At 40.1% G+C, this 16341-nt stretch carries 11 protein-coding genes and 1 rRNA gene; 6 read left to right on the forward strand and 6 right to left on the reverse strand.

Features of this window, described 5'->3' with window-relative positions:
- The first annotated feature begins 12 nt into the window (after positions 1-12).
- Positions 13-127 (forward strand): 5S ribosomal RNA (gene rrf / locus ACIG3F_RS08835).
- Positions 128-283: 156 nt separating this feature from the next.
- Here rrf and ACIG3F_RS08840 read toward each other — a convergent pair.
- Positions 284-1666, reverse strand: coding sequence for a dihydrolipoyl dehydrogenase (locus ACIG3F_RS08840; RefSeq protein ID WP_071851603.1), 1383 nt, complete (start codon positions 1664-1666; stop codon positions 284-286).
- A 172-nt stretch (positions 1667-1838) separates the two neighbouring features.
- On the opposite strand from ACIG3F_RS08840, the gene ACIG3F_RS08845 reads away from it, so the two are divergent.
- On the forward strand, positions 1839-9965 hold the full coding sequence (locus ACIG3F_RS08845; RefSeq protein WP_396469855.1) for a hypothetical protein: 8127 nt from the start codon (positions 1839-1841) through the stop codon (positions 9963-9965).
- Positions 9966-10127: 162 nt separating this feature from the next.
- Here ACIG3F_RS08845 and ACIG3F_RS08850 read toward each other — a convergent pair whose 3' ends face one another.
- Positions 10128-10550, reverse strand: a complete 423-nt coding sequence (locus tag ACIG3F_RS08850) for a beta-lactamase hydrolase domain-containing protein (RefSeq protein ID WP_005098134.1) — start codon at positions 10548-10550, stop codon at positions 10128-10130.
- On the reverse strand, positions 10543-10878 hold the full coding sequence (locus ACIG3F_RS08855) for a TIGR01244 family sulfur transferase (protein WP_004281596.1): 336 nt from the start codon (positions 10876-10878) through the stop codon (positions 10543-10545). The genes ACIG3F_RS08850 and ACIG3F_RS08855 overlap by 8 nt, the downstream gene beginning before the upstream one ends.
- 125 nt (positions 10879-11003) lie before the next feature.
- On the opposite strand from ACIG3F_RS08855, the gene ACIG3F_RS08860 reads away from it, so the two are divergent.
- From ACIG3F_RS08860 to ACIG3F_RS08870, 3 genes are read left to right on the forward strand one after another with little or no spacing between them, the layout of a single operon-like run.
- The gene (locus ACIG3F_RS08860) at positions 11004-11900 is read left to right on the forward strand and encodes an alpha/beta hydrolase (RefSeq protein WP_004645122.1); all 897 of its coding nucleotides are present in this window, start codon (positions 11004-11006) and stop codon (positions 11898-11900) included.
- The gene (gene trxC, locus ACIG3F_RS08865) at positions 11901-12332 is read left to right on the forward strand and encodes a thioredoxin TrxC (protein ID WP_005101783.1); all 432 of its coding nucleotides are present in this window, start codon (positions 11901-11903) and stop codon (positions 12330-12332) included.
- Positions 12333-12337: 5 nt separating this feature from the next.
- Positions 12338-12778: an acyl-CoA thioesterase gene (locus ACIG3F_RS08870; protein WP_153566559.1), complete on the forward strand. Its 441-nt coding sequence runs from the start codon at positions 12338-12340 to the stop codon at positions 12776-12778.
- A gap of 60 nt (positions 12779-12838) precedes the next feature.
- Here ACIG3F_RS08870 and ACIG3F_RS08875 read toward each other — a convergent pair whose 3' ends face one another.
- Together ACIG3F_RS08875 and ACIG3F_RS08880 are read right to left on the reverse strand one after the other, a co-directional pair.
- Positions 12839-13342: a DUF4442 domain-containing protein gene (locus ACIG3F_RS08875; RefSeq protein WP_004645125.1), complete on the reverse strand. Its 504-nt coding sequence runs from the start codon at positions 13340-13342 to the stop codon at positions 12839-12841.
- A 25-nt stretch (positions 13343-13367) separates the two neighbouring features.
- Positions 13368-13856 (reverse strand): YajQ family cyclic di-GMP-binding protein, encoded by a 489-nt coding sequence (locus tag ACIG3F_RS08880; RefSeq protein WP_004281601.1) that lies wholly within the window; start codon positions 13854-13856, stop codon positions 13368-13370.
- A gap of 91 nt (positions 13857-13947) precedes the next feature.
- Here ACIG3F_RS08880 and ACIG3F_RS08885 point away from each other — a divergent pair, with 91 nt between their 5' ends.
- Entirely contained in the window at positions 13948-14262 is a 315-nt protein-coding gene (locus ACIG3F_RS08885; protein WP_005101788.1) for a rhodanese-like domain-containing protein, read from the forward strand.
- A 173-nt stretch (positions 14263-14435) separates the two neighbouring features.
- Here the strand turns inward: ACIG3F_RS08885 and mnmC are convergent, their stop codons facing one another.
- Positions 14436-16334 carry an FAD-dependent 5-carboxymethylaminomethyl-2-thiouridine(34) oxidoreductase MnmC gene (gene mnmC / locus ACIG3F_RS08890; protein ID WP_396469856.1) on the reverse strand — a complete coding sequence of 633 codons (1899 nt, stop codon included), beginning with the start codon at positions 16332-16334 and terminating at the stop codon, positions 14436-14438.
- Positions 16335-16341 lie beyond the last annotated feature (7 nt).

The raw sequence follows: 16341 nt of genomic DNA on the forward strand, positions 1-16341 counted from the left end.
ATAAACAGTTGTGCTGGCGACCATAGCAAGAGTGAACCACCTGATCCCTTCCCGAACTCAGAAGTGAAACCTCTTAGCGCTGATGGTAGTGTGGGGTTACCCATGTGAGAGTAAGTCATCGCCAGCTCATTATTCGAAATCCCCCTCCGCCAAGGCAGAGGGGGATTTTTTTATGCGCGGAATAATTGTCTTATATATGTCATATATAAATTTAACATCAACATTGCTCAATATTAGACTAGAGCAAGAACCAATTTTAAAGCGTAATAGGTTTATAGTTCCTTTATAGCAATGCATCCAATTGACGTCGAGCATGTTTAAATGCAGTTCTGAGTCCTTCTTCCAAAGTTGGATGATAAAAAGGTTTCTTTAAGATCTGATAAATATCCTGGTCAGCATCAATCATCCAGGCCAGTAAATGGGCCAGATGTTCTGCTTGGGAGCAAAAGAGTTCTGCACCAAGTAATTTACCTGATTTTTTAGCAATATAAACTTCTATTCCACCTGAGTTTTCTGCCAGAACCAGTGCACGTCCTTGATTTTCATAAGAGACGAATCCCCGAATAAATTCGATGTGTTGATCTTCCAGCTGTTTAAAACTTTTTCCGACAATCGCCATTTCAGGATGACAAAATACAATCGCCAATGGGATTAAGGCAGGAATAGGCTTTACATCCGGATAATTTAAACAGTTATAAACTGCCTGTTTACCCGCATGCGCGGCTTCATGTTGAATCGGCGCATCAGGTGCGGCATCACCGACTATAAATATAGGTAGGTTTGCAAGTTGTTTGGTTTCTTTATCGATAGGAAGGTTTTTGATGTCCTTGAATATTGAATTGAGTTGATCTAGACCTAAACGATCTATATTGCTTTGCCGACCTGTAGCACCTAAGACATATTCAACTTCAATACTCTTAGTCTGATCATTTTCTGTAAAGTTAATCTTTATTTTATCAGCTTGGATCTCAATCTCATCTGGTAAGGTTTTAAATTTGATATTGAGCTCTTTGCTGAATTGCTCTTGCGCCAGTTTTTGTAAGATTGGGCTAGTTAAAGCACCTACTTTTTGACTACGCGCAAACATTGTGGTTTGTACACCCAGGCGTTGCATGGCTTGAGCTAATTCAATTGCAATGATGCCACTCCCGATCACTGCTAAAGACTTAGGTAATTGGGAAAATTCAAATATTTCATTGGAAGTGATGAATTTGTCTTTTAATTTTTGCTTTAGAGTTTCATCAATATTGGGGCGTGAGCCTACAGCAACAATAAAGCTTTTGGCCTGATAAGATTGTCCATTGACTTCAACTGTATGCGCATCAATAAACTTTGCATGCCCAGAAACTTTATGTGAAGTTTCCCATTGATCTACGCCTTTTAAGGTTGCGCGAATGAAACGTTCTCTAAGGATATGCACACGTTGCATGACACCAGAAGTATCTACTACAGCATCATATTGTAAAGCGAGGTTGTTTGCGGATTGAATGTCATGCATACGATTTGCAGATGAGATCAGCAGTTTACTTGGCATACAGCCCACACGTGCACAGGTGGTATCCCATGGGCCATCATTAATAATTAAAATATTCTGGGTGTGTTTAATGGCTTTATTATAAGCACTGATTCCTGCAGTGCCTGCGCCAATGATGATGAGGTCGTGCATAAACTGCCTCCCAAGTCTCAAAAACTAAATATTTATATGTAAGATTTACAATGTTTCTGATGTAAATTATGTAACTAGATTGCTTATTTTTGCTAATTTGAGTAAATTTTGTTTAAAAGCCAAAAGCTATTTTTTTATGGCTGCTTAACTATTATATCTAGCGGGAATAATCATGAGTTTGTTTATAAATTTAAAAAAACTAGGGGTAAATACAACAGTTTTAGCAACGTCAATTTCTTTGGTTGCTTGTGGGGGGGGCGGTAGTGATGGATATTATGATCAGGGAAATAATAATCAGTCAGGTTCAGGCGGATCTAGTGAAACAGGAAATGAATCCACAAATAATACAGCGCAAATTCCTGAAAGTTTAAATATTGCTTTACAAGATCAAAATGGCCAAAGTACCGTCCAAGTTGTAGATAATTCTACAATCCAAATTGCAGTTCAAGTATTAAATGCGGATAAAGGTGGAATTTCTAGCAAAAATGTACGATTAGCGATTAATGATTCAGATAAGTTAGGCGTAACAAGCAAAAGTTCCTTAGTTGCTACAGCTGAAGATGGCATCGCTATTTTTGAGCTTAAAATTCCTTCGATTAATATTGAATCAGGTAAGGTGCAATTAACTGCAACTGTAGATGGCACACAAGTTAAACAGGTATATACCCTTAATATTAAAAAATCTAGTGTAATTGTTAGTGATTATACTCTAGATGTGCCACAAGGCCTTACGATTGACTTACCAAATGGGGCAGCTGAATTTTTTGTCCAAGTGACTGATCCAAAAGGTGGTTCTAAGCCAGGACAAACCGTTGAATTGTCTTTACCTGCTGAGTTACAAGGGTTGCTTGTAATTAGCAACGGATCATCTGTACAGACAGATAGTGAAGGTAAAGCAAATTTTAAACTTGTAGCAAATAAAAATTTAACTGCGGCACAAATTCAACAGCTTGTAGATACCTCTAAAACACTAAACTTTAAACTCATTGATGAGCATCGTGCAGAAAAGCAAGCAACTACGTCTCTAACATTTAAAGATATTGCAACAATTGTCGATAAACTTGAAATTATTAAGCCTGATGCACCGATTGCTGCAAAAAATGGCGAAGCACGTATTCGTGTATATGCCAAAAATTCCAATAAACAAGATTTAGCAGGTAAAAAAGTTCGCCTGGAGACCAATCAATCAGGTCGTGGTGTGACCTTGGATAAAACTGAAGCCATTACAAATGCACAAGGTTATGCGGAATTTATCCTAAAAAGTAATTCTGATACACCACTTGCTTTGAAAGATGAAGGAATTGAACTTAAAGCAACTTTCTTAGAGAACCCTGAGAAATTCGCGACCATTACTGTTGATGTTATTACTGCAGATGATAGTGCAACCGATCAAGAAGCTATTCAACGTTTAGAAATCGCTTCATCTTATAAAATCAATGCAATGTCTGATAGTGTTGAAATTAAGGTAAAAGCGATTGCGAACAATGGTCATGCTGCGAAAAAAGGTAAAATCAAACTTACCTTGAATAGCGAAGCTGTAGCGAATGCTGTTAAGTTAGAAGGCAGTAGTGATGGTGTTAACTTTGATTTAAATGAAAGTCAGTCTGTCGGCGCAGAGGGTTATGTCACTTTCAGAATTAAAACACCAGCATCGCAAACAGCAGCAGCTGTAGAAGCATTAAAGGCTTCAGGGATCACAGCGACGTTTACAACAGATAACGGTATTAGCAATAATATTAAAATTGTTGTTGAAGATAAGGCTGTTGCAACTGAAGCAGTTAAGTATCTCTTAATTGACCCAATCAATGAAAACTTTGATCCTACTAAGAATCAAGACATTACGATTAAAGTAAAAGCAATTGGTGAAAAAGGTGGCCCTCTTAAAAATGAAAAAGTATCAATTAAATCTTTACTTTCAGATGATCAGCTGAATAAGTTGAGTCTAAGTTTAAGTACAGCTGCTGAAGTTTTAACAGATGTAGATGGTTATGCAACGTTTGTTTATAAGTATCAATATAATAAATCTGCAGAACAGCAAGCGTTGGCTAAGCAAGGGATTACTTTTACATCCACGGCATTATCTAATCAAAAGACTCAAACAATTAAAGTTAACTTCAATACAAAGAGTGTCAGTGACAAAGTCAGCCTTGATTACTTTACTTTAGATACTGATGGTTTAGCTCAAATTGCACTTAATCAACAAACTGAAATTGTAGTGCGTACGCAAGCCTTTGGTGTTGATGGTGCAGTTCTTGCAAATCAAGAATTAGCTATTGGTATTGATGAAACTGCGATTTCAAATGGTGTTTCATATGCCACAGCAACTAAGCTTGTATCAGATGCACAAGGTAAAGTTGAATTTAAATTAAAAGTTGCAGCACGTAATTTAACTGAATTAAATACCTTAATTGAAAAAGGCCTAACTGTTGCAGTAGTGTCTTATCGTAATGATGGTTCTAAGCATTCAGTTACTCGTAAAATTGATTTAGTTTCAAACTCGATTATTGACACTGGAACGAGTCAAGTGGATTACCTTATGGTAGATCCAATCTTAACCCGTTTTGACTATACGCAAAATCAAGAAATTACCGTTCGTGTAAAAGCATTAGATGTCAATGGAAGCCCATTAGCAAAAGAAAAAATTCAATTAAAATCTGCCCTAACTAATCAGCAGATGCAGCAGTTAGGCTTAAGTTTTACGACCCAAGCAGAACAAATCACTGATGCATTAGGTTATGCAACGTTTAAACTTAGTTACCAGTATAACGAAACGCCTAAACAAGAAGAGCTGGCGAAAAAAGGTCTTAATTTCAATGCTTTGGCGAATGGTAAGGTCAGCAATATTCGCCTTAACTTTAAGGCTCCGAGCGATAGTATTGACTTAAGTTTCTTTACTGTTGATACAGATGGACAAGCCTTAATTTCGACCACTACAGATACACCGATCAAGATCCGTGTCAAGGCAATGGGTACAGATGGTAAGGTTTTAGCTAACCAACGTATTAGTATTGGTATTGATAATACTGCAGTTTCAAATGGCGTAACGTATGCAACCTCTAACAACCTAGTTACAGATGCATTAGGTAATGCTGAGTTCGTTTTAAATGCGAAACCAAAAAATAAAGATGAACTGAATGCATTGCTTGCGAGTGGTGTAACAGTCGCTGTTAAAGCAACTGCAAAAGATGGTTCTGAATATACAACGCTAAGAACAATTAAGCTTATTGAGCAAGAGCAAGCTTCACAAGTCTCTTCACTATTAATTGATCCGTTGCAAGCTGCATATGACTATACGCAAGATCAAACAATTCAAGTGCGAGTCAAGGCGATTGGTCAAGCAGGTCAATCTTTGCGTAATGAAAAAGTCAGCTTAACAACGGTCTTTAGTGCGCAAGAATTAGCGGACTTAAATATAAGTCTAGTCGGTGATGCGACGAAACTGACTGATGATTATGGTTACGTGACATTCACATTTGACTATAAATACAATGCACAGTCTCCTGCACAAAAGAAACTGCTAAATGGTTTTGAAATTACAGCAACTGCCAATGGAAAGACGAATAATACGATTATTAACTTTAAAGCACCTGCAAATGAACAAGAAATCAATCTTGATTATTTAGTGGTATCTACAGGTGGGCGTGCAGTTATCTCAACCGATCAACCAACAGAAGTGATGATTACAGCAACTGCATTGGCAACAAATGGTCAGACATTAAAAGACCAGACTGTGAAAATTGAATTGAATGAAACAGAAACCAATAGTGGTATTTCATTTAATTCTGCGACAGAAGTTGTGACCAATGCACAAGGACAAGCCACATTTAAAGTCAACATTGCACCAGAAAATGCATCTGAATTAGATGCATTGCTTGCATCTGGTTTGAATGTTCGTTTATCTGCACAGCGTGTAGATGGTTCTGCATACAAAGTATCAAGAAAAGTTGAACTTTATAAGTCAGAAGCAGAAGCACCAAGTGAAGTCGATTATCTGATCATTGATCCAATTAGTGTTTATGATTACAGTAAAAATCACACCATTGCGGTACGAGTGAAGGCGATTGGTGAAGATGGTAGCGCATTACGTAATGAAAAAATTACATTGCGTCCTGAAAACATCTCAAGTACAGAATTAGCGAAACTTAATTTGAGTTTAAATGGTGCTGCTGAGCAATATACCGATGATCAAGGCTATGCTGTCTTCGAATTTAGCTATAACTACGATGCACAATCTACAGAGCAAAAAAACCTTGCATTGAAAGGTGTAGCGTTATTGGCGACTGCAAATGGTAAAGAGCAACGCACGGTTATTAACTTTGCGGAAACTCAAACTAATACGCTTGATTTTCTTGTCATTGATATGATTGGTAAAGCTGTCATTGATACGGATGTAGAAACTAAAGTTGCGTTGTCTGTGCTTGCAAAAGGTACTGATGGCGCAGTATTGGCAAATCAAAATGTTCAGATTGAATTGACCAATGAAAATGGAATTAATCTTCTTACCGCTTCATCTGTTGCAACGGATGCAGAAGGTTATGCCAAATTTGAATTCAGTGTGCATCCGAAGAACCAACAGGAATTAGAAGCATTATTGGCAAATGGCGTAACAGTGAAAGTGTTATCAGCTGTCGCCGATGGGTCTGTTCGTCAAGCTCAACGTAAAGTTGAATTGGTACAAGCTGAAGAGCAATTTGAATCTAAAGTTGAGACTTTAGTCATTGATCCAGTATTAAACTCATTTGACTATACTCAAGATCATAAGATTCAAGTACGCGTAAAAGCACTAGATGTCGATGGTGGCACGCTTAAAAATGAAAAAGTTGCGATCACCACGGATGTTCAAAATAAGTTAGCACAGTTGAACTTTAGCTTAAATGGTGCCGCTGAACAGTTTACAGGTGATGATGGTTATGCAACGTTTGTATTTGAATATCAATATGCAAATACCACAGTACAGCGTGATATCTTAAATGGTGTGACTGTAACAGCAACTGCAAATGGAAAAACGCAGACAGCAAAATTGAACTTTAGAGAGTCTTTGACTTCAGAAGCTTTAGATTATATCTCTATTGATACAGATGGTTATGCTGCGATCGAAGAAAACGTACAAACTGATATTACAGTTAAGGTACGTGCAATAAATGTGGGTGGTACAGCACTTGCTAATCAAGATGTAACGATCAGCTATAATGAACAAGCGCATAAGAATGGTATTTATTTACTTGATCCAACAGGTGCGAACATTGGTGCGCAAACCTTTGCACAAAAAACTGATGCTGATGGTTATGTGACCTTCACCTTTAAGGCATTGCCACGTAATAAGGGCGAAGTTCAAAACTTGATTAGCGACCTTGAGTCAGGTGATTTACAGGTTACATTAACAGCTAAACGTGCTGATGGTTCGAATTATGAAGCTTCTCGCCGTATTGATTTAAGAGCTCCTGATGTTGAATCTACACCTGCAGAGGTTTTAATTGATCCAATTCTGCAAGCATTTGATTATTCAAAAGATCAAAAAATTATTGTACCAGTAAAAGCGTTATCTGCTGATAAGGGTGCTTTACAGGGTGCAAAAGTTACGATTAATACACCGGATTTAACCCTAGAGCAGTTAAAAACAGCACAATTCACTTTAACAGGTGAAGCAACTAAGCTTACTGATGCCAATGGTTACGCTTATTTTGAGTTTGAATATAAAGTTGCAGGTACTCAAGAGCAGATTAAGTTGGTAAGTCCAGGTGTTCGTATCACGGCGACAACCAGCAATGGTAAAGCTGCTGTTCAAACCTTGAACTTTAAATCACCAAATGCCGGGCAGATTCTAGATTACTTTACCTTAGATGCATCTGATTATGTTGTTACATTGGGTGTGAATACACCTAAGACGATTCAGGTGACAATTAATGCGAAAGATACACAAGGTAAGGCTTTTGCAAACCAAGTCGTTTCACTTGGGTTAAATGAAGCTGCTTTAAGAAGTGGTGTAAGTTTTGCTTCACCATCTCAAGTCATGACAGACAGTAATGGTCTTGCAATATTTGAAGTAACGATTAATCCTCAAAATCAAGCTGAAATTGAGAATCTAGCTGCAAATGATTTGGAATTTACTGCGACTGCACGACGTGCTGATGGTTCTGCATACACGTTAGTTCGTAAAGTTGAATTAGAGAAAGCCACTGTGGTTTTACCAGACTTAGCAGATCTTGTCTTTACGACAGTTGATGGTGACCCATTAGATACAATTTCTGTTCTCGGTGGTGAGACTCGCGTCAAAATTACAGCAGTTGATGAAAAGGGTAATCCTATTCCAAATACACCAATTGCAATTGCTTTATCTAGTCTCACTTCTAGTCGTGTGTCATTAAGCAATATACCAACTCAAACGAATAGTGATGGTGAAGCTGAATTTACCGTGACCGTAGCCGAGGGCGTTTATGATGCTAGTTTGATCAAAAATGGTATTGTCTTTGCCGTAGTTGGTACGAACTTAAATAATGGCGATCGTTTACAGCAAACAAGTGTAATTAGTATCACCGCTCCAGCAAATGCTTTAAATCCGCGTTTAACATCAGATGTAAAAACAGTGACAGCTGGGCAAACAGTTAAAGTGTATGCAGCTGTTAAAGATGAAATGGGGATTAATACTGCAGCTGGTACACCAATGCGATTGACTCTGAATCCAGAAGCGATAGCTGCAGGTATTAAGCTGAGTGCTGACGGAGTGGTAATACAAGGAAATGGTTCAGTGCCAATTGACTTAATTATTCCACAAGGTATTACATCTGCTGCTTTAGAATCTATTGTAGTAACAGGAACTATCCGTGATCCACGCGGTAATGAAATTCAGACGAAGCTAAATTTTGCTGTTCAAGATATTAGTAATCCTTATCACTTAACTATTGATAGTAGTCGTGTGTCATTAAGTTCAGCAGGTGATAGTGCATTTGTGACGGTTAAACTTCTTGATAAGAATCAAGGCGGTGTTGCGAATGAAAAAGTTAGCTTAGCTATTGCTGATCCGCGAAATGCGACTAGTATTAAAGGGGCTTCACAGCTCATTACTAATCAATTTGGTGAAGCTGTATTTGAAGTATCGATGAAATCACTACAAGGTACATTAGTATTACCAGTTCTACCAATCGAATTAACGGCAACCCATACCACTGCAACAGGTGCTTCAGTAAGTCTACCTGGCAGTATTCAAGTGCACTCACCAACAGTTTTAGCGCCAGAATTGGACTTAAAAATTAAAGTATCTAAAGATAAGTTAAATGTCCGTGGTGATTCTTTCGAAGTATCAGTATTGGTAGTAGACTTAGATGGTTCAAGTCAAGCTGGTAAAGCAGTTACATTAACAATTCCTCAATATAATCAAAATGGTGCATATATTCATGGCGCATCTACTATTGAAAGTGATGAGAATGGTTGGGCAAAATTTTCAATTGTAATTGATGAAAGTTTACGTAATCCAACCTATGACTTCGTTGCTGCTGATTTACGTGTAGAAGCTGTAGTTAAAGATACGCAGAATACAGAGCGACGTGTACCGCATGTGATTGATGTGGTAAATTCCGAAGTGCCAGTAACGATTGGTTCTATTGCGGTTAATTTTAATCCAACAGAGCTTACATCAACAGGTAACGGTATTTATTATCAAAAAGAAGGTTCTGTTCAGCTGGTTGATGTTGATGGGAAGCCAGTGGCAAATCAGGATGTGGTTTTAGATATTCGTCCAACTTCTTATGTTTTAGGTGAATGGAAATATGAAATTCAGAAAGATGCATGGAAAATAGTTGAGCAACCTGGTGTCGATGTGGATGGCAATCCTATTACCTTAAAAGTTAAAGAACTAGATGCGGTTTATCCATTTACGAATCTAAAAGGTTGGATTAAACCAGGTGATTATTATTATCCATTAGTAGGTACAATACCTGCACAAGTTCAAGATACAAACTCAGCAACGACATGTACGGTGGATCCAACAACAACAACTTGGATGGCTAATGGTCAGGCATTACGTGTGGTTCGTTTCTTAGGTGGTACAGCAAATAATAGTACGACTCACCCATATACCACGACCTATCGTACAGATAGTACTGGTCGGTTTGACTTCATCATTGAATATCCAAAAGCAAATGCTCATTGGATCGCAGTAGAAGTAGGAGCGAAAACTACACTTGCACAAACACCAACTAGAGGCTATACAACATTAACATTGCCAAGTTTAAGTAGTGATTATGCTGCTGATGGAAGTTATGCACCTAACCGCGTAAGTCCATATACAACATGTGTCAACTAATAATCTTATCTGACGAAAAAACAGCGCTTCGGCGCTGTTTTTTATGGGGGTTGAAATTTAAAAACTTAAATCGACGTCCCTACACTCACACCCACAGTCGGCTTCAAATTCATTGAACTACAACCGAAAAAGTTCAAGCTCAGACATAACACGACCAAAATTTTATTCATGAATCAATCCTTGAGATTTCGCCTGATTGAACAAAGCGGCTGAACGAGTGCCACTACGGCAGACCATCAAAATCGGCTTTGGCAACTCATTATAATATCGAGCAAACTCTTCAATATTGGCTTGAGAAATTTGGCCACTCACTACAGGTTGATAAATCACACTCACTTGAGATTTTTCCGCAATAGAGCGTAATTGACTCACCGTGACATTATTGCCAGTTTCCTGATCCGGCCGATTGACAATCACAGATTTGAAACCTTGCTGAATCAATTGCTGAAACTTGCTTGGTGTCATTTGACCCGTGACACTCACCATAGAGGTCAGCGCACGGCTAAGATCATTTGCAGCAAAAACAGGTGTAATACAGCTAAAACAGGTTACCAGTACCACACCTTTCCAAAACGACTTAGTCATCCAGCAGGTCCATCTGTTTTGCCAGCTGATATAAATTATTCGAGCGGTTTCCAGTACGACAGAACATCAAGATCGGTTTTGGCAACTCATTATAATGATTGGCAAAAGTGCGTACATCAAGCTCCGTAATCTGACCGGCTACTACTGGTTGGAATACATAATCCAGACCGGCATTGCGTGCAGCTTCCTCGATTTGTGCACTGGTTGGCTGCTCGGAACCACCTTCCATGTCCGGACGGTTGTTGATAATCGATTTAAAACCTTTCTCAACCACTTGAGTTACGTGTTCTGGACCAATTTGACCAGCAAAACCTACATTTTCGCTCATGACGCCACTCCATCATTTCATTTATATCGATATGCTTTATGATAGCATTAAGCTGAAAACATGCTGAACCTGTTCTGAAATTTTTATAAATGATGATAACCATAAGATAACGCAATGGAGCGCGTATGCAGGCTTATACAGTTGAACCACTGTATGTCAAAAGCGGTCAGGAAGTGATTGCTGCAGATTTTTATCGGCCTAAAAATATAGAAAAACCGGCCGTAATCCTGATGGCTCATGGTCTGGCTGCCTTACGTCAATTTAAACTGGTGCAATATGCCCAGCGTTTTGCCAGTGCCGGCTATGCGGTGGTTTTATTTGACTATCGCTATTGGGGCGGCAGCACTGGGCGTCCACGTGAACTGGTGTCGATCAATGCCCAGCTCGATGACTGGCGAACCATGATCAGACATATTCAGGAACGCAAATCGATTGACAGTAAACGGATCGTGCTCTGGGGTACGGCCTTAAGTGGTGGGCATGTATTGACACTTGCAGCAGAGCTGAAAAATATTCAGGCGGCGATGGTACAGGTGCCTTTTGTCGATGGGGCTGAAAGTGCCCAACTATATCCTTTACAGCAACTCCCCAAGGCGCTTAAAGTTTCCAGTCAGGATTATATGGGGGCCAAGGTTGGTATGGCACCAAAAACCTTACCTGTAGTTGATCCGCATGAGCTATGTTTTATGCCGACACAGGACAGTTATGAAGGTTATCTGTCGATTGTCAATCCGGATTATTACTGGAGTGGTCATATTCCTGCACGGGCATTCTTTAAACTGATGCGCTATCGACCGATTCAGGAAGTCAGAAAGATTAACATTCCAGTCCTGTTTATTGCGGCAAAACTGGATAGTCTGATTCCCATTGAATCCAGTCGTGAAGCTGCGACCAATATTGCACCATTTGTGCAATATCATGAGTGGAATATCCGGCATTTTGATATTTATCATGGGGAATGGTTTGAAAAAGCAGTTTCGACCCAATTAGAATTCTTACATCAACATATTGGAGTGCGCTAGATGATTATTGTATGTCCGGAATGTCTGGCCAAAAACCGTGTCCCTGAAGATAAACTCACTGCCAACCCTGCTTGTGGTCAATGTCATCAAGCCCTGATTCCACTGGTACCAATTGAGCTGAATGAGCAGAATTTCAGCCAGTTTGTCACGCATAGTGACTTGCCAATCCTGATTGATCTCTGGGCAGAATGGTGTGGTCCCTGTAAAATGATGGCACCGCATTTTGCGACTGTCGCCCAGCAATATCCAAATGTGGTTTTTGCAAAAATTGATACAGAAGCGAATCCTCGCTTAAGTTCGGCATTTAATGTTCGCAGTATTCCGACGCTGGTGTTGATGAATAAAAGCAACGAAATTGCTAGAATAAGCGGTGCATTACGGTCAAGCGAGCTGCAAAAATGGCTTGATCAGCAGTTAAATACCCAACCCTAATTCAAATGCCTGGAGTGAAAGTGTCAGATTCTCAAGTAAGACCAGAGGGGATTCTTTCCCTACAGACGATCGCAATGCCTGCAGATACCAACTGGAGTGGTGATGTCTTTGGTGGCTGGATCGTTTCACAAATGGACTTGGCAGGCGCGATTCACGCAGAACGATTTTCAAAGGGACGTTGTGCCACGATTTCGATTAACCAGATGACTTTTCTGGTACCGGTAAAAGTCGGAGACGTGATTAGTTGTTATACCAAAATTCTCAAAGTTGGCAAGACATCTATCCAGATGGAAATCGAGGTTTGGGATAGCCATGATGATTCACGCCCCCCAATTCGGGTAACTGAAGGTGTGTTTACCTTTGTTGCTGTAGATGTCAAAGGCAACAAACGTCTGATTCCAGAAGAAGCGAAACAGAAGCTTTTAGAATCGCAAACAGCACAATGATGACTTGAAATAAAAAATCCCAGATTTAATGTCTGGGATTTTTTTGTCTAAAAGAAGAAATTATGATTTCTTGAGCTGGCTCTTGGCAATCCAAGCCCAGAGCATTTCACATTGAATGGGGGCTTCACCTGATTCATCCGTAACGGTGACCTGAACCAGGGTTTCACCTTTATCCGAGTTTTGCATCAGGGCTTGCTGCTCCGACGTGAGCGTAGCAACAGCAGTCATGGCACCGCGTGTCGGGCGCTTAAAATCAACCTTTAAGCTTTTGATCAGTACAATTGCTGTATCCGGAACATTCATTGCCGTCACAAAGCCGGTCGCTGTTTCTGCCAGCAGGGCCATTGCACATGCATGGATTTGTCCGATATGGTTCTGCATGGCTTTATGATTGGCCATACTTACTACCACTTTGGACGCACTCATTTCCTCATAACGAATCTTGGCAGAGCCGACCATCGGGACCACCCGGCCAAAAGTTTTACTTAACAAAGCAGTACGAATGCCTTGCGGTAATCGTGCAGTGGCTTTGACTAATCTGGCTAATCGGTTGTTCTTTGCCATAATTCCTTCTACAGACGTTGCTGTCTTAATCTTTAAAGTTATTGAACTGTAAAGGCAAACCAAATTGCTGTTCTTTCAAGAATGCCATTACTTGCTGCAATGTATCGCGTTTTTTATCAGTCACACGAATCTTGTCGCCCTGAATAGAAGATTGCGCCTTAATCCCACTTTCTTTAATGGCTTTATTAATTTTTTTTGCGGTATCTGAGTCAAGACCATCTTTAAGCTTGATCACCTGAATCACATTTTTGCCAGAAGCTGTCATTTTTTGTGGGTCAAGCGCCTGAATATCGACTTTGCGTTTAAAGAAATGACTTTCCAGCATGCTATAGACTTGTTCACACTGGAAATCACTTTCAGTCGAGATTTTGATTTCCTTGTTTTTTTCATTCAGTTCAATAGAAACGTCCTGACCACGGAAATCAAAGCGGGTCGCGATTTCTTTTTGGGTGTTTTGAACTGCATGATTTACTTCAAAAATTTCTAATTCAGAAACAATATCGAAAGAAGGCATAGTTTAGACCTTTACAAAGGGAAAGAATATCTGAGATGCTAGGGATGTTTTCTTCATTTGCCAAGTGTTGTTTACATCAAAGGAGTGCGCAATGATCCGTAAACAAGAAATTACAACATTTGAGTTCCCAGAAAATGCAATTATCTGGGATGTACGCGATTCAAGTGCTTTTGCTGAAGCACACGTGAAAGGGGCGGTGAATCAGCCCATTAACGATCTTTCAGCAGAAAGCCTAACTCAGGTGTCAGCGGATCAACCCATTTACATCTTGTGTGGTGGGGGCAGTAAAGCTCCACGTGCTGCGGAAAAACTAGAGGGTTTTGACAGCTCACGTGAATATGTCATTCTGATGGGTGGTACTCGTGCTGCCCGTGATGCAGGCTTACCGCTTGAACAGGGTGTATAAGCATTCTGTCAAAAAAAGCGCCGCAAGGCGCTTTTTTAATGGGTGAGATTTAATGCCTCCCAACCTCCCTTTTCTAAAGGGAGGAGCTACATCTATTCTATTTATTCATAAAAGTAGAGAAAAGTCCCCCCTTTTTTAAAGGGGGATTTAGGGGGATTCATTCAAAATAGTAATTAAATTTGTAGTTTAAAATACGGTTTCTTCATTTTCACTTTCTTTTGAAAACGAGTCACACTGAGTTTTTTTACTAAACTGGATGGCACCGGACAGGCTTCACCGAGAATCTGGGCTGCCAGAATTTCACTGCAGAGCGGCGCAAACAGAAAGCCTTTAGAACCGAGACCGGCAAAGCTGTAAATTTCCTCATCCGCTTTCATTTTACCGAGCAAAGGGAAATAATCCTGACTTTGCGCGCGTACCGATGCACGGCCTTGCCAGGTATCGGTAGAAGCTAATGACTGTGCATATTCTGGGAATACACTGTGGATCAATTCGTAGTTGTGTACATGGTCTTCTGCTAACACTTCGATATCATCTCGACCTGGATAGAAAGAAGCGCCCAAGATCAGATGTTCAGCATCCAGTTGCATACAATAACCGCCGTAACTATAGGCAATATTTTGACTTAAAGGCTGGGCTTGATTATTCATCCAGCTGACCTGTCCGCGAATCGGTTTCAGAGCTGGATAATCTGCAAAGAATTGTGCTGTTTCTCGCGCAGTACAGACAATGACATGATCAAATTCACCTAGATCCTGTTCATCTGAAAATAGCTGAGGTTTTGTAGCCGCTTCAATATGGCTAATTTTGGCCTGTTTATATCGGATATTTACATTCTGTAGAATTTCATCACGCAATTGATGAGGAGAAACCGCGCCAGCTTCTAGTAATTTTAAACTTGGAAATGCAGTTTGAAGCTCTTGCGACTCTGTATCTTGTACAGCAAGAATTTCTTCAGGATATTCATCTGCCAATCCTAAAAGCTGTTCAGGATTTTTTAAGGCAAGCTGATTGACCTGAATCGGGCGGAAAGCTTTAAATTTTTGGTAATGATTTAAGGCATGTTGCCAGGCCAATGTCATCAGATGTTCAGCACTTTGCTCAACCGGACAGAGTTTGGGATTGAGCAAAGCCAGTGGATTGCCAGAACCTCCTGAGAGTGGCGCTGACTGGTCGTAAATCGTGACTTGATGACCACGTTGAGCGAATGCCCAGGCTGTACTTAAACCGGCGATTCCAGCGCCAATCACAGCGATTTGGCTAGGTCTGATATTGGTCTCTGTATCTCGCTCAGTTTTTTTTTGAGTGATTTCTTGTATTAATGAACTTTCAGTCTCTTCAGCCGGATTCCAGATCGCTTTCAGCATTTCACGCTTATGCTTAAAACCACGTGGACGGGAAATTGAAATCCCATGATTTTTTAAGCCACGTTTTAAAACGCCAGCAACACTGAAAGAGGCGAAAGTTGTCCCAATCTCGGATAAACGTACAATATTATTTAAAACATTTTCTTCCCACATGTCCGGATTGCAGGAAGGCGCAAAACCATCCAGAAACCAAGCGTTCACCGGCGCAGTTTTTTCAATCACCGGGAAAACATCATGTGCATCACCCAGCCATAGATCCAGACTGAATCGTTCTTTAGGAAAACTGAGACGATGACAGCCGGCAATTGGCATCGGATATTGAGAGATGAGTTGATCAGCTAAAGGCTTGAGTTCTGGCCAGGCATTTAAGGCTCGAATCAGATCAGCTTTGGAAAGAGGAAATTTTTCAACTGAAATCGCATGCAGATGACTGTGATTGTCCGGACGCACCTGTTGCCAGAGCTGCCACAGGGCCAGAATATTTAAACCAGTACCAAAACCCGTTTCACCGACACAGAAATATTCAAAAGGTTTTAAATCTGCCAAACGCGTACTGAGATCATTGCCATTTAAAAAGACATGCCGGGTTTCCAGCAAGCCATTGTCTTTGGAAAAATACACATCACCAAATTGCTTGGACACAGGCACATCAATGCCATCCACCAATTGCCAATCCAGATCGGCAGTTTGAATTGCATGCGACAAAACGGGT

This window comes from Acinetobacter sp. NPDC052428 (assembly GCF_044547685.1).
GTDB classification, from domain to species: Bacteria; Pseudomonadota; Gammaproteobacteria; order Pseudomonadales; family Moraxellaceae; genus Acinetobacter; species Acinetobacter lwoffii_G.

Excerpts from the sequence above, each read along its gene's own strand:
- ACIG3F_RS08850 (WP_005098134.1), bottom strand. The coding sequence starts at position 10,550 with ATGACTAAGTCGTTTTGGAAAGGTGTGGTACTGGTAACCTGTTTTAGC.
- ACIG3F_RS08860 (WP_004645122.1), top strand. The coding sequence starts at position 11,004 with ATGCAGGCTTATACAGTTGAACCACTGTATGTCAAAAGCGGTCAGGAA.
- ACIG3F_RS08840 (WP_071851603.1), bottom strand. The coding sequence starts at position 1,666 with ATGCACGACCTCATCATCATTGGCGCAGGCACTGCAGGAATCAGTGCT.
- ACIG3F_RS08875 (WP_004645125.1), bottom strand. The coding sequence starts at position 13,342 with ATGGCAAAGAACAACCGATTAGCCAGATTAGTCAAAGCCACTGCACGA.
- ACIG3F_RS08870 (WP_153566559.1), top strand. The coding sequence starts at position 12,338 with ATGCCTGGAGTGAAAGTGTCAGATTCTCAAGTAAGACCAGAGGGGATT.
- ACIG3F_RS08845 (WP_396469855.1), top strand. The coding sequence starts at position 1,839 with ATGAGTTTGTTTATAAATTTAAAAAAACTAGGGGTAAATACAACAGTT.
- ACIG3F_RS08885 (WP_005101788.1), top strand. The coding sequence starts at position 13,948 with ATGATCCGTAAACAAGAAATTACAACATTTGAGTTCCCAGAAAATGCA.
- trxC (WP_005101783.1), top strand. The coding sequence starts at position 11,901 with ATGATTATTGTATGTCCGGAATGTCTGGCCAAAAACCGTGTCCCTGAA.
- ACIG3F_RS08855 (WP_004281596.1), bottom strand. The coding sequence starts at position 10,878 with ATGAGCGAAAATGTAGGTTTTGCTGGTCAAATTGGTCCAGAACACGTA.
- ACIG3F_RS08880 (WP_004281601.1), bottom strand. The coding sequence starts at position 13,856 with ATGCCTTCTTTCGATATTGTTTCTGAATTAGAAATTTTTGAAGTAAAT.